General features: G+C 70.5%; 18 protein-coding genes and 1 pseudogene. 5 read left to right on the plus strand and 14 right to left on the minus strand.

The features are described 5' to 3' along the window. Nucleotides 1-188 precede the first annotated feature (188 nt). Nucleotides 189-467, minus strand: coding sequence for a hypothetical protein (locus EDD30_RS38830; RefSeq protein ID WP_170047069.1), 279 nt, complete (start codon nt 465-467; stop codon nt 189-191). Between the two features lie 268 nt (nt 468-735). On the opposite strand from EDD30_RS38830, the gene EDD30_RS38835 reads away from it, so the two are divergent. Then, nucleotides 736-1,653: a DUF4328 domain-containing protein gene (locus EDD30_RS38835; protein ID WP_071802859.1), complete on the plus strand. Its 918-nt coding sequence runs from the start codon at nt 736-738 to the stop codon at nt 1,651-1,653. Nucleotides 1,654-1,698: 45 nt separating this feature from the next. Here the strand turns inward: EDD30_RS38835 and EDD30_RS06135 are convergent, their stop codons facing one another. Together EDD30_RS06135 and coaD are read right to left on the minus strand one after the other, a co-directional pair. Then, entirely contained in the window at nt 1,699-2,679 is a 981-nt protein-coding gene (locus EDD30_RS06135; protein WP_071802860.1) for a zinc-binding dehydrogenase, read from the minus strand. Between the two features lie 116 nt (nt 2,680-2,795). Further along, on the minus strand, nt 2,796-3,233 hold the full coding sequence (gene coaD / locus EDD30_RS06140) for a pantetheine-phosphate adenylyltransferase (RefSeq protein ID WP_071802861.1): 438 nt from the start codon (nt 3,231-3,233) through the stop codon (nt 2,796-2,798). A gap of 187 nt (nt 3,234-3,420) precedes the next feature. Here coaD and EDD30_RS06145 point away from each other — a divergent pair, with 187 nt between their 5' ends. Continuing rightward, nucleotides 3,421-4,284: a polysaccharide deacetylase family protein gene (locus tag EDD30_RS06145; RefSeq protein WP_071802862.1), complete on the plus strand. Its 864-nt coding sequence runs from the start codon at nt 3,421-3,423 to the stop codon at nt 4,282-4,284. Between the two features lie 245 nt (nt 4,285-4,529). Further along, nucleotides 4,530-5,153, plus strand: coding sequence for a DUF4360 domain-containing protein (locus EDD30_RS06150; RefSeq protein WP_071802863.1), 624 nt, complete (start codon nt 4,530-4,532; stop codon nt 5,151-5,153). 187 nt (nt 5,154-5,340) lie between these two features. Here EDD30_RS06150 and EDD30_RS06155 read toward each other — a convergent pair whose 3' ends face one another. The 11 genes and pseudogenes from EDD30_RS06155 to EDD30_RS06205 form a co-directional block, all read right to left on the minus strand. Further along, nucleotides 5,341-6,792: a gluzincin family metallopeptidase gene (locus EDD30_RS06155; protein WP_071802864.1), complete on the minus strand. Its 1,452-nt coding sequence runs from the start codon at nt 6,790-6,792 to the stop codon at nt 5,341-5,343. Nucleotides 6,793-7,070: 278 nt separating this feature from the next. After that, nucleotides 7,071-7,448 carry a VOC family protein gene (locus tag EDD30_RS06160; protein ID WP_071802865.1) on the minus strand — a complete coding sequence of 126 codons (378 nt, stop codon included), beginning with the start codon at nt 7,446-7,448 and terminating at the stop codon, nt 7,071-7,073. 98 nt (nt 7,449-7,546) lie between these two features. After that, nucleotides 7,547-8,242: a helix-turn-helix transcriptional regulator gene (locus EDD30_RS06165; RefSeq protein ID WP_071802866.1), complete on the minus strand. Its 696-nt coding sequence runs from the start codon at nt 8,240-8,242 to the stop codon at nt 7,547-7,549. Between the two features lie 182 nt (nt 8,243-8,424). After that, a complete protein-coding gene (locus tag EDD30_RS06170) occupies nt 8,425-8,922 on the minus strand; it encodes a hypothetical protein (RefSeq protein WP_244945140.1) in 498 nt (165 codons plus the stop codon). Nucleotides 8,923-9,048: 126 nt separating this feature from the next. Then, the gene (locus tag EDD30_RS06175; RefSeq protein WP_244945141.1) at nt 9,049-10,248 is read right to left on the minus strand and encodes an ABC transporter ATP-binding protein; all 1,200 of its coding nucleotides are present in this window, start codon (nt 10,246-10,248) and stop codon (nt 9,049-9,051) included. Continuing rightward, on the minus strand, nt 10,245-11,228 hold the full coding sequence (locus EDD30_RS06180) for an ABC transporter ATP-binding protein (protein ID WP_071802869.1): 984 nt from the start codon (nt 11,226-11,228) through the stop codon (nt 10,245-10,247). The genes EDD30_RS06175 and EDD30_RS06180 overlap by 4 nt, the downstream gene beginning before the upstream one ends. A gap of 6 nt (nt 11,229-11,234) precedes the next feature. After that, nucleotides 11,235-12,176, minus strand: a complete 942-nt coding sequence (locus tag EDD30_RS06185) for an ABC transporter permease (RefSeq protein WP_071802988.1) — start codon at nt 12,174-12,176, stop codon at nt 11,235-11,237. 14 nt (nt 12,177-12,190) lie between these two features. Beyond that, nucleotides 12,191-13,198: an ABC transporter permease gene (locus EDD30_RS06190; RefSeq protein ID WP_071802870.1), complete on the minus strand. Its 1,008-nt coding sequence runs from the start codon at nt 13,196-13,198 to the stop codon at nt 12,191-12,193. Between the two features lie 93 nt (nt 13,199-13,291). Then, the gene (locus EDD30_RS06195) at nt 13,292-14,968 is read right to left on the minus strand and encodes an ABC transporter substrate-binding protein (RefSeq protein WP_244945143.1); all 1,677 of its coding nucleotides are present in this window, start codon (nt 14,966-14,968) and stop codon (nt 13,292-13,294) included. Nucleotides 14,969-15,411: 443 nt separating this feature from the next. Beyond that, nucleotides 15,412-17,556 (minus strand): Hsp70 family protein, encoded by a 2,145-nt coding sequence (locus EDD30_RS06200; RefSeq protein WP_123678111.1) that lies wholly within the window; start codon nt 17,554-17,556, stop codon nt 15,412-15,414. A 94-nt stretch (nt 17,557-17,650) separates the two neighbouring features. Continuing rightward, a pseudogene (locus EDD30_RS06205) lies at nt 17,651-19,124 on the minus strand (dynamin family protein). 318 nt (nt 19,125-19,442) lie between these two features. Here EDD30_RS06205 and EDD30_RS06210 point away from each other — a divergent pair. Continuing rightward, nucleotides 19,443-21,773, plus strand: a complete 2,331-nt coding sequence (locus EDD30_RS06210; RefSeq protein WP_071802873.1) for a helix-turn-helix transcriptional regulator — start codon at nt 19,443-19,445, stop codon at nt 21,771-21,773. 123 nt (nt 21,774-21,896) lie between these two features. Next, on the plus strand, nt 21,897-23,528 hold the full coding sequence (locus EDD30_RS06215; protein WP_071802874.1) for a hypothetical protein: 1,632 nt from the start codon (nt 21,897-21,899) through the stop codon (nt 23,526-23,528). The last annotated feature ends 104 nt before the right edge of the window (nt 23,529-23,632 follow it).

Below are 23,632 nucleotides of genomic sequence, written 5' to 3' on the forward strand. Positions count from 1 at the left end.
TTCGCCAGAGCCAGCGTCAGGTCCGGGTGCAACAACATGGCTTGTCTCCTTGTCAACCGTTGATGGATCAATCCTCGGTCGACGAGCGAGCCGCCACATCGGAAGCGCTTACCTATCTTCGCTGGTCAGGTGGGTTTAGCAGGGTGCGCGGACCACCTAGGCATACCTAGGCACCCAAAGGTCCAGCGTTACCGTGGCGATGCGGTCCGGGCGCCGTCGCCTGTGCGGGCCGCACGGGTGATGGCGGCGGCGAGCAGCAGCCCGAGGACCGCCGCGCCCAGCCGACGGGCACCAACGACCCAGATGCCGATGTCGTTGCCCGCAAGCCTGGCCGAGCCCACGGCCAGTGTCACGCCGGACAGCACGGCCGCCGGCCAGAACACGAACGGTCGAGCCGCGAGAGCGGGCGCCGGTCGGTGCCACGCGACCGGCAGCCGGCGCCGACCGATGTGGACGATGAGGGCCACCGTGACCACCACCCCGACAAGTTCCGACAGCGGATGTACGACCCGCCACCAGGGCAGGGTCGCGAAAGCCGACCGGGAGGACGTATGCGGCACCTGCCGACCGGCTGACCGAAGGCGTCCGGATCGGCGTCCCGGTGACGCCGCTCCGAAGCCGGTGCGGACCGGTGGCCGCGGCATGGGGCAGCGGATGGGGCAGCGGCCCGGCCCGGCCAGCCGCTATCCTTCAGCGCCCGCCGATGCCTGGTGGGCAGCGAAACGAAAGAGAGTCATGACCCAGTACGCGCCCTACAGTCAGCCGTCGCCGACGTTCGTGTCCTACAGCACCGCCAGGTCGCTTCGCGTCCGATCGATCGTCGCGATCTGCGGGCTGGTGACCGTCATGGTGGCGACGCTGGCCAGCGCCGGCATCCTCTGGTACGCCCTGGAAGTCGCCGCCACCGCGATCGAGACCAACGAAGACCTTGACCGGGCCGAGGCCCTGCTGACGGGGCTCGCCCTGCTGGCCGTAGCCCTCACGGTCTGCTCCATGCTCTTCGCGGGGATCGCGTTCATCTCCTGGCTGCACCGTGCCCGCAAGAATCTCGACGAGTTCGGCGTCCCCACCCTGCGATGGGCCCCGGGCTGGTCCATCGGCGGCTGGTTCGTGCCCCTGGCCAACCTGGTCATTCCGCTCCTCGTCGTCAACGAGATCGACCGCGAGTCCGAGCGCCGCCTGATGGAAGGCCGAGGCTGGCCGGCCGGCGGCCCGCGGCGTACGTGGTTCGCCCTGTGGGCGACGCTGTGGACGGCGTTCCTGATCCTCGACCGGGTAACGAGCGTGATGCCGTTCGACGATCCCGACGACCCCGTCACGATCGCCATCACCGTGATAACAGCCGCCGTCGCCATCGGCGCAGCGATCAGCGCCATCTTCCTCATCCGCCGGGTCACCAACTTCCAGGAGCAGATCCTGCAGGGCGCCGTCACGCCGGACGTCATCGCCGGAGCGCCCTATTCATCACAGCTCGGCGCTCCCGCAACCTGGCCCACCACCCCGGGCGCCCCCACCGCAGCGCCGTTCCCCAGCGCCCCCACAACGGCGTCCGATGCGTGGGCAGGCGGCGTGGGAGTCTGGGATGGTCGGCCGCAGGTCAGGCCCGTGAGACCTGCTCAGGCTCCGCAGTCTTCGACAGGAGAGAGCCGCTAAGCCGGACGTTCCGGACCGGCTTGTGCCCTCGCCTCGACTGCGAGGTCAACGGGCCGGTTGGCCGCCGACCAGCAACAGTGACTTGCCGACCGTCGCCCGCGCGGCTAGTGCTCGGTGAGCGTCAGCGGCCTGGTCCAGTGGGAGGGTCGCGCCGATCGCCGGGCGTAGGCGTCCCTGCGCGGCCCGTTCCAGTGCCAGGCCCAACAGTTCGCGCACGGTCTGCTGGTCCGGCCGGCCGTCCAGGAGCGGAGTGAGCACCCGTACGCCGCGGCGCGCGGCCTCCTCGCGGTCGGGGGCGGCGAAGCCGTCAGCGGTGCCGTAGGTGACGAAACGGCCGCCGTCGGCCACCGCGTCGAAGGCGACCGTACCCAGGCGGCCACCCGCCCCGTCGTAGACCAGCGCGGCGCCGCCACCGGTCGTCTCACGTACCCGGTCTATCCAGTCCGGCCGCGTGTAGTCAACGGCGACCTCCGCACCCAGCTCGCGGGCCAGGGCCAGTTTGGCGGTGCTGGACGCGGCGGCCACCACTTGCGCTCCGGCGTCGGCGGCTAGCTGCACCAGCAGTGATCCGGCTCCGCCGGCAGCCGCTGCGACCAGCACCCATTCGCCTCTCTGCGGCGTGCCCAGCCGGTCCAGGTTGAGGGCGGTCACACCGTCGTGCACCAGCGCCGCGGCCGCCTCGATGGCTAACCCGTCCGGCACGGCCGTGATCTCCTCGACGTCCGCGAGGACTCGTTCGGCGTAGCCGGTGCTGGTCCGTACGACCACCTGCCGGCCGACCCATGTCGGGTCGACCCCGTCGCCGGTCTGCACCACCGTGCCCGCTCCCCCACCACCGGGCACGTATGGCAACGTGCGCGGGAAGAAGTCCTGTCCCCAGCCGCCGCGCAGCAGGGTGTCCAGGAAAATGACGTCCGCTGCTGCCATACCGACGACAACTTGCCCTGGTCCGGGCACCGGATCCGGGACCTCCGCGAGTGACAGCACTTCCGGACCGCCGAACGTAGCCACTTGGATCGCACGCATGTGTAGCGCCCCTCACGTGAGACAACATCGCGACCAGTGTTCAAGCTGAACCTTGATTGAGGTCAACATGCACGCTCAGGTGCGCCCATCTGCCGGCGGCGCGGATGAGAGCCCGCTCAGGCACGAAGGGCGCGCACCGCTGTGGAGGACACCGTCGCCAATCCAGTGCGCGCCGGCACCAGAAGCGTCGTGATACCCAGTTCTTCATTCATCGCTGCCAGCTGATACTCGTGTCGAAGATCGGTGGGGTTCCGGATGCCGCGGACGATCACGCTGGACCGGTGCTCATGACAGAACGCCGCGGTCAGGCCCGCCCATGCCGTCACCGCCACATTGCTCCAGTCCTCTGAAAGCCGGCTGCGAAGGGCCGCCACCCGCTGTTCCTGCGTCGCAGTTGGTTGCTTCTCGCTGTTCACCGCTACGAGCACAGTGACCCGGTCGAACAGGTGTCTCGCCCGGTCGACGACATCCATGTGCCCGGCCGTGAAGGGGTCGAAAGTTCCCGGGTAGACGGCATGCGAGCCGTGCCGGCTGCTCCACGCTGGCTCGGACATCGATGCAGGTTAGCCGTGCCGATGCGGCAGCACCGGCACGGAGGGACAAAGGTCACAAGATCAATAGCACTCCGTGCGCCAGAGACCCAACTCACGGACCGAACCACCCGCAAGGCGATCTCGTCGCACAGATCTGCCACCCCGTAGGCCCTTGGACACGTGGCGCGCCGGTGCAATCATCGCCCGCATGTCGATCTATGGGCGGATGCTCGCGTGCTGCGCGGTGCTGGCGTTGGCGGGGTGCGGCGCCACGGAGGCGGTGCCCGACGCCCCGGCGACGAGCACGCCGGCCGTCCCGGCATCGTCCGCTCCCCCGCCGCTCGAGTCGGCGCATGGCCCGACCGGCACGCCGGCACCGCGCCGCAGTGGGGCGTTGCCACCGGTGGTGAACCACGGCCCGCGCAGAGGAAAGCGGGTGGCGTTGACCTTTGACGCCGACATGACCGACGCCATGATCGTTCGGCTGCGGCGCGGCGAGGTGTCCTCGTACGCGAATCTGTCGATGCTGGACCTGCTCGAGAAGCGCAAGATACCCGCGACCTTCTTCGTCACCGGCCAGTGGGCCGAGCAGTATCCGCAGGTGACCCGCAGGCTTGCCGCCAATCCGCGATTCGAACTGGCCAACCACAGCTACGAGCACGCGGCGTTCACCGCCGACTGCTACGGATTGCCCCGGTTGCCGGCCGGCCGGATGACCGGCGACGTCGCCAGGACCTTTCGGGTGCTGGAACCGTTCGGCGGGCGGCAGACCCGGTACTTCCGATTCCCGGGCCTCTGCCACGACAAGGCGGCGCTTCGGGCCCTGGCGCCGCTCGGGGTGACCGTGGTCGACGGCGATGTGGTCAGCGGTGATCCGTTCGCCCGAAGCGCGGCTCCGGTGGTGCAGGCGGTGTTGTCGACCGTGCGGCCCGGCTCGATCGTGATCATGCATGTCACGGAAGCGAACGCCCAGTACACCGACGAGGCGCTGCCGCTCATCCTGGCGGGACTCCAGCGACGCGGCCTGGAGCCGGTCACCCTCTCCGAGCTGTTGGGTGAGCAGCCCGGATGAGGTGAGGCTGGCGGCTCAGTCGGTGCGCTGTCCGACACGGAGGACGCTCAGGTAGCGGCGTGCTGCCCGGTCGCCCATCCGCGTGGCGGGATCCGCAGGCGCGTCCGGCAACCCGGCCGAGCATAGGGACAAATGTTCCGGGGTACGCCTCGCGCACAATCCGGGCGGATTCCGTAGAGTGCCGGCGTGGCCAGCCGTCACGACCAGATGTCCAGATGACCCTGTGTGAAGTCATGGAGGTTTGCATGCTGGGAATGCGAGTGATCGCCGCACTACTTCTTTCCGCCTCGATGATGACGCCGGCACGGATGTCGGCTGCCGGTCCATCCGATGATCAGGTCACCATCGAGAAGCTGACGGTGAATGGCACCGGCTGCCGGGCAGACACGGTCGCGGTCGCGCTGTCGCCCGACAAAGAGGCATTCACCGTGATGTACAGCTCCTATCTCGCTCAGGCCGGCACCGGCGCCAGGAACCAGGATCAACGCCGCACCTGCAGCCTCACCGTGCGGCTCAACGTTCCGGCCACCATGCAGTACGCCATCACCGCCGTGGATTACCGCGGATTCGCCCACCTCGAAGCGGGTGCCTCGGCCAGCCTTTCCGCGCGTTACCACTTCCAGGGTTCCGGTGCGCCGACGTATACCGTGCACTCCTTCGCCAGTGGACTGGACGACATGTGGCAGGTCACCGACTCTGCCAGCGGTGGCCTTGTGTTCAGCTCGTGCGGTCAGGGACGCAAGGTCGACATCGATACCGAGCTACGCGTGAGGGCGGACCGGGCCGACGCACCCACCAGCCACATCACCATGGATTCCACCGACAGCGAAGTCGCCAGCACGTATCACCTCACCTACCGCCACTGCTGACGCATCCCGCTGGAGCCGGCCTACCGTGTGCACTGGGTAGTCGACGGCGGCGAACGGCTCGCACAAGTCGACCCGGAGACGGGATATAGCGAGTAGGCCGCGCCGACTTGCCGCCCAACGTGTATGTCGGCAGGCAGCGAGCCATGACACCCCGGTGGTCGGCGGCGCCCTCGGGGCAGGCGCAGCGTCAGGCCTTGTCGCGGATCCAGGCGACACAAGCCTTGTCGACGGTCTTGAAGGACTTGCCGAAGGCCTGCTCGGACGCCCGGTCGAGGTCGCTGTCCTCGCGCAGGTACAGCCGGACGAAGGTGAAGAGTGCCCGCTCGCCGTACTCGTCGGCGAGGCAGCTAGCGGCGAAGTGACCGAGGCCGTAGAAGGCGTCGGCCTCCTCGCCGTCGGCGTCGTCGGCGAGTGCGTAAAGCGCGATGGAATTCGGGGGCTCGCTGCCGTGCACCGCATCGCGCACGGGCTCGCGGCTCCAGCTTGCGGTGGCCCGCTGCGGATACCAGCCGATGTACTCGGCGATGCCCTCCTCGAGCCACATGCCGCTGCGGCCGGACTCGCTCGGATCCAGCCCGCCGAGGGTCGCCACGTGGCCGAGTTCGTGCTGGATCGTCAGGGCGAGGAGCTCGGGGTCGTCCTTCAGCTCGGCCATGTTCAGCACCACGTCGGTCATCGGGCGGGCGAGCGTCTGCGTGTACCCGACCATCGCCGAGTCGTCATCGCCGCCGTACCAGGTCTTCCACTGCTGGGGGTCGGCCAGGTAGATCCGGTAGTGCCGCTGCAGGTTCCCCACCAGCCCGGCGAACCGGTCGGTGACGGTTGCCGCCCGTTCCGCGATGGGCAGCAGTCGCTTGAGGTGTTTCCGCTCGCCGGGCCCGGCGACCAGCGTGAGCCGTTTGCCGCGGGCGACGAACAACTCGCTCTGCTCCCAGGGCGCGGGCAGCGGAGCCTCGTCGCTCTTCTTCGACGCCACCGACGTGATCAGCACCTGGTCGTCGCGCCAGACGAAGGTGAGTTCCTGGAACACCTCCGGCAGGCTGTCCCAGGTGAGGGAGGCATCGAACACGCAATCGTCGCCGGCCAGGCAGTACTTGATCTGCACGTCCGCCGTGAACGTGTCCTCGCCCTCCTCGGACACGGATTCGGCGTCGACGAGGGGATCGAAGAAGCTCACTCCCAGCGCACGCAGCGACCGGAACATGGTGCGGTAGCGGGTGCGCAGCTCGGGGCGGTCGGGATCGACCACCGCCAGCCAGGAGATCTCGTCGTCGGTAAACAGCGCCTGCGCCTGGAGTTGCAGGATGGCACTCAACGACCCTTCCGGGGAGGCCGGGAGGGGCTCGGCGGACCCGGCGACGAATTCGGCCCGTTCGTCGCGCGGCTCGCGCTGGGCGACGTAGGCGGCCCCGCCTCCGACGGCGAGCGCGGCGGCCAGGGCGAGCACCCCGCCGGCCCACCGGCGCTTGCCGCGGCGCCGCGGCTCGGCGGGCAGGTCCGGCTGCTCGGCAGAAGGCACGGGAGCGGGGAGCGGCGCATCGGCGATCACCTCCGCCGGATCCGGCACACGCGGTGAGGGCACGAATGCCGGGGCGCCGGGCCCCGCCGCTGGGGTGATGACGTCGTCTCCGTCGGGCACAGCCACTCCTTGAAGATTCTTCTCCTATCGCGGGCTCATCCTTCCAGGCGAGTCCCACCCGCGCAGTCCCGAAAAAGGGGTCGCCAGCAAGGTCATCCGGAGGTTGCCGGCCCATCCATGGAGCGTGAGCGGGCCGGCGCGACCTGCCTACCCTTCGCGCGGGTGAGCCGGCGGATCGTCGGGGTGATGCCGGGAGGGTCCACGCCGGTGATCGGGGCGGCTCGCCTCCGACCGGGGTGCCCGACCCCGCGCCGCCGGCGGCGAGCCGCGCCGGCGGATCAGCCGGCCTGGCCCGGCGGCTGGCTGTAGATGCCGAAGTGGTTGCCACCCGGGTCGCGCAGGTGCGCGAAGACCAGCCCGCTGTCGACCTTCTGCGGCGGCACCAGAACCGAGCCGCCCGCCGCCTCCGCCCGCTGACACGCCTGCTCGACGTCGGCCACCACCACGCAGAAGACGGCGTAGTTGGGCGTGTGGCCGCCGGTGGGGAAGACACCGCCGTCGACGGAACCCTCCGGCGTGGTGACGACCCGGTACGGCATGCCGCTCGCGTCGTCGGTAAAGCTCCAGCCGAACAGCTCGCCGTAGAAGCGCTCGGCCGCGGCCGGGTCGTCGGTACCGATCTCGAACCAGCCGATGCCGTGGGTTACCTCGGACATGTACGGGCCTCCTGTCGTCTCCGGCCGACCCCTCTGCGTCGGCCTCCGTGACGAGAAGCCTGCGTGCCGACCGCGACACCGTCCTGTCCGTGTTTCTCTTAGTCGAGGGTGAGCTGGCTCACCTGCCGGTGCGGGATGGCGACGTCGGCGGCGGTCAGCGTGCGGGCCGGTATCGCCTCGTCGGTCGCGCACGCCGACGCGATCCGGTCGGTGCGAAACGCCCGTACGGCGCGGCGAAGCCGGCACCAACCGACCAGGTACCAGTGGGCGCGGCTGCCGACGTAGCCGAGTGGCTCGATCCGGCGGGCGGTGAGGGCGCCGGTGCGGTCGGCGTACTCGATGAGCAGCACCCGCGGCGCGAGCAGCACGTCGGCGACGACGGCCGGGACGGGCGCCGTCGGGCCGTCGCCGACCAGATGCACACGCTGGACCGCCTCGCGGGCGACGGCGGCGGCGCTCTCGGGCATCACGGCGACGAGCTTGCGCAGCGCCGAGCGTGCCGCCGAATGGAACGGGGTGCCGGCCAGGCCGTGCAGCGCGACGGCCATCGCCACCGCCTCGCCGGGGGTGAGGTTGACCGGCGGCAGCGTCGTCGCCTTGTCCAGGATGTAGCCGCCGGTGCGGCCCGGCTCGGCGTAGATCGGCACCCCGGCCTGCTGCAGAGCGCCGATGTCGCGGGCGATCGTGCGGGCGCAGACCTCGAAGCGCAGGGCGAGCCAGCGGGCGCTACGCGGGCGAGGAGCCACGGCCCGCAGCTCCTCGACCATGGCGTAGAGGCGATCGGTGCGGTTCATGCGCTGCACGCTAGACGCGGGGTACGACACCGCCGACCGGCTCGACGCGTCAGGCCGCTATGCGTACGTGAACTCCCGCCTCCGCCTCGTCGCTCCCCGGCCGGTTGCGGGCCGAAGCCCGGACTGACGTGAAGGATCCGGACATATTGGCAGAGCTCAGCAATGCCATCGATGCACGATCCCTAGAGGCTCATCCAACAGTAGAGGGATTCGCCGTGCTGCCGGGCCCGTCCGGCCAGGGCAGCGAAGTCGGCCAGCACCTCCCGCAGGAACTCCGGATCGCCATATCCGTCGAACTCCTCGACGGTTGCCCACCGCTCGGCCAGCTCCGGCAGCCGCTCGGCCGGCATGTCGGCAAGGACGTCCCGCGCCCGGTCGCCGAGGATGGTCACCCATGGACCCTCGTGCGCGGTGTCCTGCTCGCCGCCTTCCGGCCAGATCAGGCGATCGCCGACCAGGTCCGTACTCCAGTCCCGACCGGTCGCGAAACCGAGCAGCCGCCCCAGGATCACGCCCGGGTCGATGGTCTTCAGCTCGATCCCGTCGAAGGTTTCCGGCACAGGCGAGAAGGCGTCGTTCTCGTTCATGTGACTGCGCACCTCGTCCACGCCGGGCGCCCGGAAGTAGTCGAACAGCACACCCATCGTCGTCCCCCGCACGTCGATCGTGACCGCATGCAACGTTCGCAGCCTAGTGAAGAGTCACCGGGACCGATGTCCCGACGGGCATGGCGCCGAGCCCGGGTGAAGTTTCTGGTCCCCCGTCCGGGGTCGACTTCTGTCCCGCCGCGCAACGACGGGAGTCGGCTACGGCGCGGGCAGGTCCGTCCGGGTTTGGATCAGTTCGGCGCCCACGTCGGGTGCCCTGTCCGCATCCGGACGGACGAGCTCCGCACGCACCTCGTGCATCGTCAGCTCACCGCTGAGGATCTCCTCGGCGAAGTGGCAGGCCACCCGCTGCCCCGAGTTGTCGAACACCCGCAGCTCCGGCCGTTCCTCCGTGCAGCGGCTCCGCGACCAGGGACAGCGCGTGCGGAACCGGCATCCGCTCGGCGGATCGGCCGGCGACGGCAGGTCGCCGGCCAGCAGGATCCGCTCCCGCCGGTCCTCCACCTGCGGGTCGGGGATGGGCACGGCCGAGAGCAGAGCCCGGGTGTACGGGTGCAGCGGACGCTCGTACAGTTGGTCGCCGTCCGCCTCCTCGACCAGCGAGCCCAGGTACATCACGCCGATGGTGTCGGAGATGTGCCGGACGACCGCAAGGTCGTGCGCGATCACCAGGTAGGTCAGCCCGAGTGAATCCTGCAGGTCGCCGAGGAGGTTGACCACCTGCGCCTGGATCGATACGTCCAGCGCGGACACCGGCTCGTCGGCCACGATCAGCTCGGGCCCGAGCACCAGGGCCCGGGCGATGCCGATCCGCTGCCGCTGCCCGCCGGAGAATTCGTGCGGATACTTGTGGAGCGCCGATGCCGGCAGGCCGACCGAGTCCAGCGTGGACTTCAGCCGCTTCTGCACCTCAGCCTTGTCCTTGTGCAGGCCATGCGCCTTGAGGCCCTCGACGAGCAGGGATTCCACCGACTGCCGCGGGTCCAGGCTCGACATCGGGTCCTGGAACACCATCTGGATGCGCCGGCGGAACAGCCGCATCTGCTCTCCCTTGAGCGAGCGGACGTCCGTACCGTCGAAGGTGATCCCGCCGCTGGTCGGCTCGACCAGCCGCAGCAGGCCGCGGCCCAGCGTCGACTTGCCGCACCCGGACTCGCCGACCAGGCCGTAGGTCTCGCCCCGCTTGATCCTCAGCGACACCCCGTCGACGGCATAGACATGGCCGACCGTACGGTCGAAGAGCAGTCCGCTTTTGATCGGGAAGTGGACCTTGAGGTCGTCGATCTCGACAAGTGAACTCTCTTCGACGTGGGCAGGGCCCGCTGCGCCGGCGGCGGTCAACGGCCCGGCGGCTTCAGGCCCGTCGCCAGGTGGAAAACGGTTCATTGCGTCGCTCACACCGGCACCTCCTGCGGAACGGGGTTCTTGCACCGCAGCGCGCCGCCGCGGAGGGTGGGCTCGAGCGGCACCGTCTCGCCGATGCAGTCGTCGATCACCCGGTCACAGCGCGGCGCGAAGGCGCAGCCCTCCGGCCAGGGGATGTTGTCGCTGACCGAGCCGCGGATCTGGTGCAGCCGCCCACCGCGGTCGACGTCCAGCCGGGGCACGGACTGCAACAACCCATGGGTGTACGGGTGCCGCGGCTCCGCGAACAAGTCATGGCGTCCGGCCCGCTCGACCACCTTGCCGGCGTACAGGACGTTGACGGTGTCGCAGAGCCCGGCCACCACACCGAGGTCGTGGGTGATCATCACCAGCGCCGTACCGGACTGGTCGACCAGGTCCTTGAGCAGCGTGAGGATCTGCGCCTGGATGGTCACGTCCAGCGCCGTGGTCGGCTCGTCGGCGATCAGCAGGCGCGGCCTGCAGGCCAGGGCGACGGCGATCAGCGCCCGCTGCCGCATGCCGCCGGAGAGCTGGTGCGGGAACTCCTTGAGCCGCCGCGTCGGGTCCGGGATGCCGACCGCGTCGAGCAGTCCCCGGGCCTCCCTCAGCGCCGCCCGCCGGGTCCGGCCCTGGTGGCGTTCGAGCACCTCGGCCACCTGCAGGCCGAGCGGGATCACCGGGTTCAGCGAGGACAGCGGGTCCTGGAAGATCATGCCGATGTCCCGGCCGCGCCGGTCCCGCAGCTCCTGTGGGCGCAGCTTGAGCAGGTCGGTGTCGGCGAAACGGACCTCACCGGTGACCTTGTTGCCGCGGCGCGGCAGCAGACCCATGATCGCCAGGCTGGTCACCGACTTGCCGCAGCCGGACTCGCCGACCAGCCCGATCGTCTGGCCGGGTTCCACGCAGAAGCTGACGCCGTCCACCGCTGTGAAGGGCTTGGCGCCCTTGCGCTGGAAGATGACCGACAGATCGCGAACGTCGAGCAGAGGCATGACAGATCACCGCCGGTTCTTCGGGTCGAGCGCCTCGCGCATGCTCTCGCCGAGCAAGGTGAAGCCGAGGGCCACGAGAATGATCGCGCACGCCGGGAAGTAGGCCAGCTCCGGACGGACCTCGAAGTACCGGACGCCGTCCACACCGAGCATCAGGCCCCACTCGGCCCGGTTGATGTCCGGGTCGCCGAGGCCCAGGAAGGACAGCGCGGCCGCGTCCAGGATCGCCACCGCGAAGGTCAGGGTGGCCTGCACGATGACCGCGGTGAGCGAGTTCGGCAGCATGTGCCGCAGCACGATGTTCCGCTGCTTCACACCCAGCGCGCGGGCCGCGAGCACATGGTCGCTCTCCCGTTGCGCCAGCATCGATCCGCGCAGCAGCCGGGCGAAGATGGGCACGTTCACCACCGCGACCGCGATGATCACCGTCCACTGCGTGGACCTGCTGGCCAGGGCGACCAGCGTGATCGCCAGCAGCAGGCTGGGCAGGGCCAGCATGACGTCGGTGATCCGCATGATCAGCACGTCCACCCAGCCGCCGACGGCGCCGGCGATCGCGCCGAGCAGCACGCCGAGCAGCAGGCCGATGAGCGTGGCCAGGACGCCGACGAAGAGGGTCTGCCGGGCGCCGTACACCATCCGGGACGCGAAGTCGCGGCCCAGCGGGTCGCTGCCGAGCGGATGCCCGGCGGTGGCGCCCGGGATCGAGTCGACGGTCAGGTCCTTGGTCAGCTCCGGGAACCGCTGCACCGGGTCGTGCGGCGCCACCAGCGGCGCGAAGATCGCGATGACGAGGAACAGCAGGATGATGGCCGCGCCCACGATCGCGGTGGGGTTGCGCAGCAGCCGTCGGCCGGCGTCGCGGATCAGGCTGACCCCGCCCGCTTCGGACGTCCGCGCGGTCAGTTCGTCGATGCGGCGGCGCTTGTGGTCGGCGAGCGTCGAGATTCCGCCGGTTCCGCTCACTGCACACGCACCCTCGGGTCGATGATCGCGTACGAAAGGTCGACCAGCAGGTTGACCACGATGTAGACGACGGCGGCGAGCAGGATGAGCGCCTGGAGCACCGGATAGTCGCGACTGCCGCTGATCGAGTCGGTGATCAGCGTGCCCAGGCCGCCCCAGTTGTAGACCTTCTCGGTCAGCACCGCGCCGGCCAGCAGCGCACCGGTCTGCAGGCCGATGGTGGTGACCACCGGCAGCAGCGCGTTGCGCAGCACGTGCCGCTTGCGGATGGTGGCGTTGCGCAGACCCTTGGCGTCCGCGGTGCGGATGTAGTCCTCGTCCAGGACGTCCAGCACGCTCGCCCGGGTGATCCGGATGATGATCGCCAGCGGGATCGTCGCCAGGGTGAAGGCGGGCAGCACCAGATGCCAGAGGGCGTCGGCGGATGCGTCCAGCTCGCGGGTCAGCAGCCCGTCCAGCACGAAGAAGCCGGTCACGTCGGTGTTGTTCAGGCCGGTGGTGATCCGGCCGGACGGCGGGAAGAAGTGGATGTCCTGAGTCAGCCAGTCCTTGAGCAGGTAGCCCAGGAAGAAGATCGGGATCGAGATGCCGATCAGGGTGACGATGATGGTCGCGTTGTCGAGCAGCCGTCCGCGGTGCCGGGCCGCGAGATATCCCAGCGGGATGCCCAGCCCGATCGCGATGATGATCGCCGCGATGGCGAGCTCGATGGTCGCCGGAAAGGACCGGCTGATCACGTCCATGACCGGCTCGCCGGTGCGGATGGAGTTGCCGAAGTCGCCGGTCACCACATTCTTGAGGAAGCGGCCGTACTGGACCCAGATCGGCTGGTCATAGCCGAGGGCCCGGGTCAGCAACTCGCGGGTCTGCGGGGTCGCACGTTCGCCCAGCAACGCGTCGACGGGTCCGCCGGGAAGTCTGCGCAGCCAGAAGAAGACCAGGGTCATCAGGGCGATCAGGGTGACGACGAGCTGGATCAGGCGGCGCAAGATGACTCTCACCATGAAGAGTGACGCATCCTTCTCGGATTCTCGCCGGACGGCCCGGAGCCGAAAGATCGTCCCGGTCCGGGCCGCGGCGGTGCCTGGTACTGCGGACTACTTGGTGAGCGAGACGGTGTTGAACTTCTCGGCGGTGAGAGGACTCGGCACCAGACCCTCGACGTTCTTCGTGGTGACCAGGGCCGGCGGGGCGTGCCAGATCGGGACGGCCGGCAGCCACTTGGCGGCGAGGTCGCGATTGACCTGCTCGAACGCGGCCTTCTTGGCCGCCGGGTCGACGGTCGCGTCGGCCTTGCCGATGGCGGTGAACATCTCGGTCATCGACGCGTCGCCGAACTCGGTCTTGGCCCGGCCGAAGAACGTGCCGACGAAGTTGCCCGGGTCGTTGTAGTCGCCGGTCCACCCGAGAATGTGCAGGTCCTGCTTGCCGAACTGCTGCACGTCGTCCTTGAAGCCGCCGTTCCACGGCCGCGGGACACCGTTGACCTTGATGCCGGCGGCCTGCAGGTCGTTCGCCAGCACGGTGAAGATCTCCTGCGGGTTCGGCATGTACGGCCGGGACACCTCGGTCGGGTAGTAGAAGTTGAGCGTCAGCCCGGTCGCACCGGCCTCGGCCAGCAGTTGCTTGGCCCTGTCCACGTTGTACTCGTACTTCTGCACGTCCGGGGCGTAACCGAGCACCGAGTTCGGCAGGAACTCGTCGGCCACCGCCGAGCCGCCCGGACCCTTGGTCTGCACCAACTGGGCGCGGTTGAGCGCGTACGCGATCGCCTGGCGGACCCGCAGGTCTTTCAGCTTCGGGTTCTTCTGGTTGATGCCCAGGTAGAGGATGTTGAAGGCGGGCCGGTCGAGCACCTTGTAGCCCTCACCCGCCAGCGCCTTGCGGTCGGCCGGGGCCGGGAAGTCGATCGCCTGCACCGTACCGGCGCGCAGCTCCTGCTTCCGGGTGTTCTCGTCCTTGATGATCTTGATGATCGTCTTGTCGACCTTGGCCTTGTCACCCCAGTAGTCGGGGTTCTTGTTCAGCGTGATCTCGCCTGTGGCCTTGTTCCAGCCGCCGAACGTGAAAGCCCCGGTGCCGGTCGGGTGCTCGTTCGCGAACGCGCTGTACGAGAAGGAGTCGCCGTTCTGCGTGACCGTGTCGGCGCCGTACTTCTTCATCGCGGTCGGGCTGGCGATGGAGAACGCGGTGAGCGTGAATGCCCCCGGGAAGGCACCCTTGTACTTCTTCATCGTCACGACGGCGGTGGAGGCGTCCGGCGCCTTGCAGTTGTCGTAGACGGCGTCCGGACTGCCGGCGAACCCACCGAAGATGTCGGTGTAGTAGATCATCTGGGACTGGGCGGCCTCGCCCTTCATGTTGTACCAGCGGTCGAAGTTCGCGCAGACCGCCGCGGCGTCCAGCGCGGTGCCATCGTGGAACTTGACACCCTGGCGCAGCTTGAACGTCCAGATCTTGCCGGTCGGGTCGTTGGACCAGCTCTCCGCCAGGCCACCCTCCAGCTCCGCGGTGCCGGTCTTATGGGTGATGAGGGTGTCGTACATCTGCCGGATCGGCCGGAACGACTCTCCGTCATCGTTGAAGATCGGGTCGAAGTTCTTCGGATCACCGGCACCCGCGAAGATGAAGGTGCCGCCGGTAGCGGCCTTGCCCTTGCCACCGCCGTCGCGGTCGCTTTCCGCGCAGCCGGCCGCGCCGATCGTCAGCGCCGCAATGGCACCGGCGGCGATGACCGTCCGGAGCCTCCTCGCCTGCATCCCTGATGCACGCATCGTGCTCACCTCGTCCTATGGGTACGGACAAACGCGGCGACGGCTGGTCACCGCTGGCGCGACAGTAACCACTAACGAGGGACACATCGTGAGTTGGTATCGGATCGTGTCCTTCCCGGTCTATGGAACCGAGACCCGTCCTTATGCAGCACGATGGGATTGATCCTGGTCATAGCGTTGACGAGGTGGCGGGGGGGCGCATCGGGTGGCTTCGGTGATGTTGGTGGTGCGCGTCCACGCGAGCTGCCACACCCGACGGTCCTGCCCGGCGGCCACGCCCGCCTCCATTGCAGGCAGTCCGATGTGCCCGGTGGTGAGGCAGCCGAGCGCGGGCCGGTGGCCTTGCTCGTCATGCGGCGGGAACGAGCGCCAGCGTCAATCGCAACTCTCTGACCGGTGGACCGATCGTTCCGCCGAGGGCGGGACGCCCGGCTTGAGGAGATTCACGACCACTTGATCGGTACGCAGTTGCCGGTCTTGTAGGTGCCTCGGCTGTCGGTTACGAGGCCGTGGTGGTATTCCGCGATCCGGGCGCACACCTTCGGCGAGTCGCCGATGGCCCTGACGAAGCGCTGGTCCCTCGTCGAGAGCACCGAGGGCTGCTGGTCCTCGACGTACCAGAATCCCTGCTGGTCGTCGGCGGCCTGCTCGCCCATGATCTTGTCCGGGGGGTTCGTACCGTCGCTGCCGTAGAGGTGCAGGTGGAATCCGCCTTTGATGGCAGGCGGGGTCCCGTTGAAACCCGCGTCGTATGCGACGGTGAACTTGCCGTCGGCGACCTTCGCCGAGGTGAGGCAGACCCAGCGCAGGTTGCGCTTGATCTCGTTCGTGCACTGTTCGTCGGCCGGGACCGCGGGCTTGTCGCTGGCCGCCACGGCGCGCTTGTCGCTGCCCGCCTCGGCGCGCTTGTCGCTGCCCGCCTCGGCGCGTTTGCCGCTCATCAGTGCCCAGGTCGCGGCGCCACCGCCGAGCAGCACGACCAGCGCCACGCCCACCGCCACCAGAGCGACCCGGCCCCGCTTGGCCGGCGGCTTCGACGCCGCCGCCGTGGAGTCGGCGGCCGGCACGGCAGTGGTCGATGTGTAGGTCGTCGTCCGGGCGGGTCGGCCGACCGGGCCGGCGGAAGGCGCCGGGACGCCCGCGTTGCCGACCACGGTCGTCGTCGGAAGAGGGGCCGGGTTGACCGGTGGTGCCGGATTCGGAATCACGGGCTCCCCGTGAAACGACACCCGTACCGGCGCGCCCGCAGATGCCGCCGGCACGGCGGGCGCGGTCGCGGGCGCCACCCCGGCGGGCGGAGTCGCGGACGCTACGACAGGCGGAGTCGCGGCTGCCGCCCCAACGGGCGGAGTCGCGGGCGCCACCCCGGCGGGCGGAGTCGCGGACGCTACGACAGGCGGAGTCGCGGTTGCCGCCCCAACGGGCGGAGTCGCGGGCGTCGCCACGACAGGCGGAGTCGCGGGCGTCGCCTGCTGGGGCGGCGAGACCGCGAGGGACGCCACGCCGGCGGCGCTCGCGGGCTTTGCCAGCGTTCCCCCGGCCAGCCAGGCCGCGCCGAGCGCGACCGAATGCTTGGGATGGGCGTCGGCCACCACCGGCCGTCCCAGCTCCGAGCCGACCAACTGGGCGACGATCGGCATCCGGGACGAGCCACCCACCAGCAGCACCGAGTGCACCTGCTCCGGCGTGCAGTCGGCGGACCGCAACGCCCGCTGGAGCGCCTCGACGGATCCGTGCAGCGCCGGCCGGACCATCGCCTCGAACTCGGCCCGGGTGAGCCGGATCTCCGTGGACACGTCGGGCAGCAGGACCGGGATGGTCGTGTCGGTGTCCGACGACAGCGCCTCCTTGGCCTGCACGCATTCGTCCCGCAGCCGGGCCACGGCGTTGATCACCGCGGGGTCGTCCTCGTCGAGCTCCTCGAGCTTGCCGTCGAGAGCGGTACGGACATGGTGGAAGACCGCGGCGTCGAAGTCGGTGCCGCCGAGCCGCTCGATGCCTTCCGGCTGCCCCATGACCTCGAACCCGGTCGCGGTCTTGCGCAGCACCGCGGCATCGAACGTGCCCCCGCCGAGGTCGTACACGGCCACGACGGTGCCCTGCTCGACGCGTTGCTGCTGGGTGTAGTTGACCGCCGCCGCCTCGGGCTCGGTCGTGTAGGTCACCGGCAGATCGAGGTCGGCCATCCGGATGGCCTGGCGGAAGAGGTCCATCTTGTACGGGCCCCAGTTCGCGGGGTGAGAGACGCAGATCGCGGTGGGAAGGCCGCCTTCCCGGCGGGCCACCTCGTCGACCACCCACCGGAGCAACCGCGACATCAGCGCTTCGGCCGACTGCGGCACACCGCCGAGCAGGATCGGGGTGGTGTCGCCCATTCGCCGCTTGAACTCGCGTGCCACCCGTTGCGGTTCGGAGAGTCCCCGGCGATGCGCCGCGTCTCCGGTCAGGAAGGTCTCGTCCTGCCGGAGCAGCACCACCGACGGGATGGCCGCGCTCCGGTCGCCGAGCGAGACGGTCTCCGCCCGGCCGTCCCGCCAGATCGCCGCCGCCGTGAAGGTGGTTCCGAGGTCAATACCAAGCGCGTACATCGATGGGTGCTCCGATTATGGTCATAAGACAGGGCTCAGGTCGTCGCACGAGACACGTCGCGGCGGGTCAACCGGTTCGATCGCGACTCAACCGTTACTCACCGCAACCGCCGCCGGTCGGCGATCATGCCCTCGCAGGATCGGACGGCCACCCGCGCGGCGACCGCCATCTCCGCCGTGGTCAGGGGGTTCTCGGCCCGGCGCTGCCAGCGGGCCAGCGCCGCGTCCGCCGCCGCGTCCAGCTCCGCGCCGGATGCGTCCGGCGGCAGCCGCAGCCGTTGGTGGATCGCGGCGCCGGTGCCGCCGATGAGTTGTTCGAGTTCGGCGACGACGTCGGGCTTGCCGGTCACCCATCCTGCGCGGAGGCTGGAAAGCACCCTCAGCTCGTTGAACGGGTGCGCCGAGGCGATGATCTCCTCCACCATGGCGGCGACCTGGTCGCTGCCCGGCAGGGCACAGAGGCGCGTGATCTCGGCCAGGGCGAGCAGTGCGGATCGGGACTTGAGCACATCCCGGCGTTCGAAGAACAGCGAGCCGAGGATCTCCCGCAGTTGCGCGAGTCCGCTGCGCTCGGTCAGTTCCCGGGCCAGTTCCGTGGCGGTGCTGCTGGTGCCGTGCCGCAGCAGGGCGGCGGACAGCCGGAGCCCGAACAGGCCGAACCGGGCCAGCAGCGCCTCCCGCTCGATCGAGGTCATGCCCAGCTCCGGCATGGTCTGGACGAACCGGTCGACGGAGAGCAGGAGCTGCTCGGCCTGCGCCGGCGGCAGCTCCGAGATCCGGCGCAACCGGGCGAACTCCACCTCGGTCAGGGTCGCGGCGGTCTCGGCGAGCAGGCCCGCCACGGGAACGACGGACTGCACCAGCCGCCGGACGCTCGCGTCGGTGCTCAGCCGGCCCGCGACCCGGCGCGCCGAGGCCATCGCGTCGAGCCGACCGGCGGCGATCTCGTCGGCCCGGGACAGGACACCGATGGCGTTGACCGGATTGGGGCGGGAAACCTCCACGTCGTGGAAGGCTCGCAGGAACTCGACGTCGTTGCTGTGCAGGTGACGCATCAGATAGATGACGGCGTCGGCGGGCGTCTCCTCGTCGTCGGGCACGAGCAGGTTCCAGGCACGCTGCGAGGTCTGCTCGGACAGCGACCCGATACCAGGAGTGTCGATCAACGTCACGGTCCGCAACGCCTGCGAGGGCCAGCGGACCTCCAACTGCGCCACGTCGTCCACGCCGAGGTCGCCCAGGTCCATCTCGATGGCGCCGTCCTCCCGACCGAACCGGAGCTGCCGCGGCGGACCCTGATAAGGCTGGGCGATGACCTGGTAGGTGTGCCCGTCCTGATACCAGGTGACGATGCGCGTGCACTCCCCCGCGTCGGTGGGCGCCAGCCGGTCACCGACCAGGGCGTTGAGCAGCGTCGACTTCCCCGCCTTGATCCGGCCCGCGATGGCCACCCGGAGCGGCTCGTCGAGGCGGTCGCGCACGGCCGCGATCCGCCGCTCGTACGGCGTTCCGCGGTACACGTCGACGGCCCGGCCGAGCACACCCCGCGTACGGTCGATCAGGCTCATCCGGTCACCGCGGACGACCGCCGCCCGAGCACACGCAACCCGCCCAACTCGGACCCCACATCCTCACGTCGCTGCCTCCCGGATGGCACCCAGGAACAAGCCTCTCGAAGCAAGGTACTCGGCGGCTTCCCGCCGCTTGGCCGGACGGCCCGGCGCATGTGGTGCATCACTGTGACGCCGCGCGCCCGCCACCATCTGAGAGTCTTGGTGCCGGGAATCGGGCCGACGGTACACCCTTGACGCGAGCCGTACCAGGCCGTGCGGTCACCCCCACCAGCCGTAAACTGCCAGGTCGGTACGGGTGAAGGGAACGCACGGGTGACTGTCGTGGTGGGCGTGGACGGCGCGGGGCGTACCCACCGGCTCAGAGAGATCGCCGCGGCCGCCGGCCGACCGGTCGCGTGCGTGGTCTTCACGACGGTCGACGACCTGGACGCGCTCCTGGCCCGCGCCCGCACCGACGGCGCGATGGTCATCGTCGACGACGCCCACCGGCTGCCCCCGGAGGCACTGCGGACGCTGGCGGCCGCCGCGCGCGCCGGGCTGCCGATGGCGATCGCCCGCCGCCCCACGATCGACGGCCCGGAGCTGGCCGACCTGGACGACGCGGTCGCCGCCGCGGGACCGGTCGATCACCTCGGCCCGCTCGACCCGGACTCCCTGGCCGCGCTGGTCACCGCCGCGATCGGCAGGCCGGCGACACCGGAGCACGTGGCGGCCGTCCACGCCGCCTCGGCCGGCCTGGCCGCGGTGGCCGCGGCGGTGGCCGCGGCTCCGGACGGCACACCGCCCGCGCTGGTCGCGCGGCTGCAACGCCGGCTCGCCGCGGCCGGCCGCGACACCGCGGAACTGGCCGGAATTCTCGCGCTCGGACTGGAGCTCGACGACGACATCGTCTGCGCGGCGGCGCGGCTGGATCCGGCGGTTGCGGCGACGGCGACGCGCTCGCTGCGCGACCAGGGACTGCTGATGCCCGGCGGCGAACGGATGATCCCGGCGGTCGCCCGCGCGCTCCTCGCCGACCTGTCCGCGATGGAGCGCCGCCGGCTGCACGACACCGTGGCGGCGGCCCTGCTGGCCACCCGTGCCGACCCGGTCCGCGCCGCGGAGCAGTTGCGCGCGGCCCGCGCGCGTACCCCTATGGCGGCCGACGTCTACCGACGGGCCGCCGACCGGCTCCGCTTCGTGGCGCCCGACCGCGCCCTGTCCTGGTACGACGAGGCGCTCGACGCCGGTGCCGACCCGGCCGTGGTCGCCGCCCCCCGCGCCGAGGCGACCGTCCTGCTCGGCCTGCCCGTCGACGTGGACGCCGTGACCGCGTCGGAGTCTGACGCGGCCCGGCTCGCCATGGTCGCCGGCGCCACCGCGGCCTACGAGGGCAGAGCCGGCCGGGCGGCCGAGGCGCTGCTGAGCACCGGCCCGCCGGGCCCCGTCCTGGCCGTACCGGCGCTGATGGCCACCGGTCAACCGGAACCGGCGCGGTCCGCGGCGACCGGCGAGGCCCCGCTGCCGTTGCGTCGCCTCGCCGAGGCGGCGCTGGCGATCGGCAGCCCCACGGCGGCCCTGCCGCTGCTGATCGAGGCGGCCGAGGCCTTCGAACAGGCCCCACCGGCGGTCACGGTTCCCGATCTGCCGCACGCGCTCGGCGCGCTGGTCGCGGTGACCGCCGGCGACACCGCGACCGCCGAGCACCTGCTGGAGCGGGCGCTGCACGCCGGGGCCGGTGGGCCCGTCGCCCGCAACCGGCACCGCACACTGCTGGCCTGGGTGCGGCTGCGTGCCGGCCGGTACGACACCGCCCTCGCCGAGCTCGACCGGCTGACCGGCACGTCGCTGCCGGGCCGGGAACGTCTGGCATTCGCCTGTCTCACCGCCGGGATCGCCCGGCGCCGGGGCGACATCGCCCAGCTTCGTGCGGCGTGGGCGCTCGCCGAGCCGGTGCTCGCCCGGCGCGCGGTGGACCTGTTCCACCTGGAGATGATCGAGGAACTTCTGGTCGCCGCCGCCCGGCTGCGCCACCACCGGCGGATCACGCCGATCCTCGACGACCTGGAGGCGGTCGTCGAGCGGCTCGGCCGGCCGGACGCCTGGGCGGTGTCGCTCGGATGGATCCGGCTGCAGATCGCCGTCGTCGGCGAGGACCAGGCGGGCGCGACCGCCGCCGCGAACCACCTCGGCGGCCTCGACCCCTCGGACGCCCGGCAGCGGGCCCAGTGCCGTGCGGCCATCCGGTGGGCCGCCGCGCTCCACGGCGACGTACGCCCGGACGACGTGCTGGCGGACGCCGCCGATCTCGTCGCGGTCGACCTGCCGTGGGAGTCGTCCCGGTTGCTCGGGCACGCCGCGATTCGAACCAGCGACCCGTCGGCCGCGCGAAGGCTGCTGGAGCGGGCGCGGGAGCTGTCCCGCCCGGAGGGATCCGCGGACGAGTCACCCCCGGATGCGGGCCGGGGTGGTCTATCCGACCGCGAGGTGGAGGTGGCACGGCTGGTGCTCGCGGGTCGTACGCACCGTGAGATCGGGTCGCAGCTCTACCTGTCCCCGAAGACGGTGGAACACCACGTGGCCAGGATCCGTGCCAAACTCGGTGCCGCCAACCGGGCTGAGATGATCGCTGCGCTGCGTAGTCGGCTGCCGACGGAGTCCTAGCCGGGACCACCCCCTAACCCCCCTCCGGCCGGAAGGGGGAAAGCCCCGATGCGAGGCATGGGCGACAACCCGCAAGCTTGCTCATGTCCGACCACCGGGGCGGGCCCGAATACAGGAGAAGTCATGGCCGTTGAAGTAACCCCGCTGATCATCGACAACATTCGGGCGTTGTTCGAGAAGGTGTTCAGCAGCGACGCGGAAACCGCGAAGTTCCTCGCCGACCCGGCCGGTGCCTTCGCCGCCAACGACATCGACGCCGAGTCGCTCACTGCGGTCGACATCAACCAGGTCGTCGAAGAGGCGGCCTACGGCGGCGGCGACAGCACTGCGGGCGGTGGCTACAGCGCAGGCAGCTACGGCGGTGGTGGCGGCTACACCAGCGGCGGCGGCAGCGGTGGCGGCTTCAGCGGTGGTGGCAGCGGTGGCGGCTTCAACGGCGGTGGCGGAGCCGGAGGCGCCGCGACCGGCGCTGCCGCCTCGGCGCCGGCCCCGCAGACCGTGCAGCAGGTCAGCCAGGTCACGCAGACCTTCACCACCCAGAACTTCATCGAGAACACGCAGACCTTCACCGACAACTCCACCGACATCGACAACTCGGTCGACGTCGACGTGGACGGCGCGGTGTTCGGCGACATCGACATCGACTCCACCAACGTCAACCAGACCGGTGACGGCAACGTCGGCACCACCGGCGACGGTGACGTCAACGCGGCCACCGGCGACGGCGCCGTGGCCCAGCAGGGCGACGGGGACCAGGTCGCCGCGACCGGCGGCTCGGTGGCGGCGGGTGGCACCGCGATCGGCGTCACCGGCGACAACTCGTCGGCGGAGGTCGTCGGCGGCGACAAGGTCACCGCGGGCGACGGCTCCGTGGTCGGCACCGGCAACGGCGACGTGCTCGGCGCGACCGGGGACGGTGCGTTCGTCGGCAACGCGACCAACGGCGACGTGGTCGGCAACACCGGCGACAACGCGGTGACGGCGGGCGACGACATCTCCGGCGCGGTCAACACCGGGATCAACTCCGGCGTGCAGGCGGGCGGCAACGTCGACAAGGCGATCCTGGGAGACAACTTCGGCATCGTCGGCGACGACGTGGACAAGGCCGTCGTCGGGGACGACAACCAGTCCGCTCAGTTCGACATCGACACCAGTGGTGGCGCCGGGGGCACCGCCAACGGCACCGGAGGCGCCGGCGGCATCGGCGGCGACGCCTCCGCCGACGGGGGGAACGGCGCCGACGGCGCGGTCGGCGCCGGAGTCGGCCTCGGCGTGGGCGTCGGGCTCCGCGGCAGCGGCGACGGTCGCGGCCAGGGTATCGGTGGCGACGGTGGCGACGGCGGCGACGGCGGCACCGCGGTCGGTGGCAGCGCCGCGGGCGGCGCCGGTGTCGGCGGCAACGCCGGCGGGGGCGCCGGCGGAGCGGTGGGCCCGATCAACCTCAACTTCGGTGGGGGCAGCCAGACCAGCGTCACCGGATCCCGCGTGGAGGACTCGTCGGTGTCCGGCGGCGGCAACGCGTCCACGACGCAGGACTCGTTCAACGACCAGTCGACGAATGACTCGTTCAACACGGACGACTCGTTCAACGACCAGTCCACGAATGACTCGTTCAACACGGACGACTCGTTCAACACGGACGACTCGATCCGCGCCGACGACTCGAACATCATCCGCGAATCGGCCGACAACTTCACCGGGAACGGCCGCGACGCGCTCGACGGCGCCGACGCGGACCCGAGCCCCGCGGCCTGATCCTCGGACCGGGAAACCGGCGGATACCGGGCAGCGGGCCGGGTGAGAACAACGTGGCGTGGCGGGTCGGTGGACCTGCCACGCCACGCTCGCGCTCGGGCCCA

Source organism: Couchioplanes caeruleus, from assembly GCF_003751945.1.
Taxonomy (GTDB): Bacteria; Actinomycetota; Actinomycetes; order Mycobacteriales; family Micromonosporaceae; genus Actinoplanes; species Actinoplanes caeruleus.

Coding starts and splice junctions, on each gene's coding strand:
- EDD30_RS38835 (WP_071802859.1), top strand. CDS start 736: ATGACCCAGTACGCGCCCTACAGTCAGCCGTCGCCGACGTTCGTGTCC.
- EDD30_RS06135 (WP_071802860.1), bottom strand. CDS start 2,679: ATGCGTGCGATCCAAGTGGCTACGTTCGGCGGTCCGGAAGTGCTGTCA.
- coaD (WP_071802861.1), bottom strand. CDS start 3,233: ATGTCCGAGCCAGCGTGGAGCAGCCGGCACGGCTCGCATGCCGTCTAC.
- EDD30_RS06145 (WP_071802862.1), top strand. CDS start 3,421: ATGTCGATCTATGGGCGGATGCTCGCGTGCTGCGCGGTGCTGGCGTTG.
- EDD30_RS06150 (WP_071802863.1), top strand. CDS start 4,530: ATGCTGGGAATGCGAGTGATCGCCGCACTACTTCTTTCCGCCTCGATG.
- EDD30_RS06160 (WP_071802865.1), bottom strand. CDS start 7,448: ATGTCCGAGGTAACCCACGGCATCGGCTGGTTCGAGATCGGTACCGAC.
- EDD30_RS06165 (WP_071802866.1), bottom strand. CDS start 8,242: ATGAACCGCACCGATCGCCTCTACGCCATGGTCGAGGAGCTGCGGGCC.
- EDD30_RS06180 (WP_071802869.1), bottom strand. CDS start 11,228: ATGCCTCTGCTCGACGTTCGCGATCTGTCGGTCATCTTCCAGCGCAAG.
- EDD30_RS06190 (WP_071802870.1), bottom strand. CDS start 13,198: ATGGTGAGAGTCATCTTGCGCCGCCTGATCCAGCTCGTCGTCACCCTG.
- EDD30_RS06195 (WP_244945143.1), bottom strand. CDS start 14,968: ATGCGTGCATCAGGGATGCAGGCGAGGAGGCTCCGGACGGTCATCGCC.
- EDD30_RS06200 (WP_123678111.1), bottom strand. CDS start 17,556: ATGTACGCGCTTGGTATTGACCTCGGAACCACCTTCACGGCGGCGGCG.
- EDD30_RS06215 (WP_071802874.1), top strand. CDS start 21,897: ATGGCCGTTGAAGTAACCCCGCTGATCATCGACAACATTCGGGCGTTG.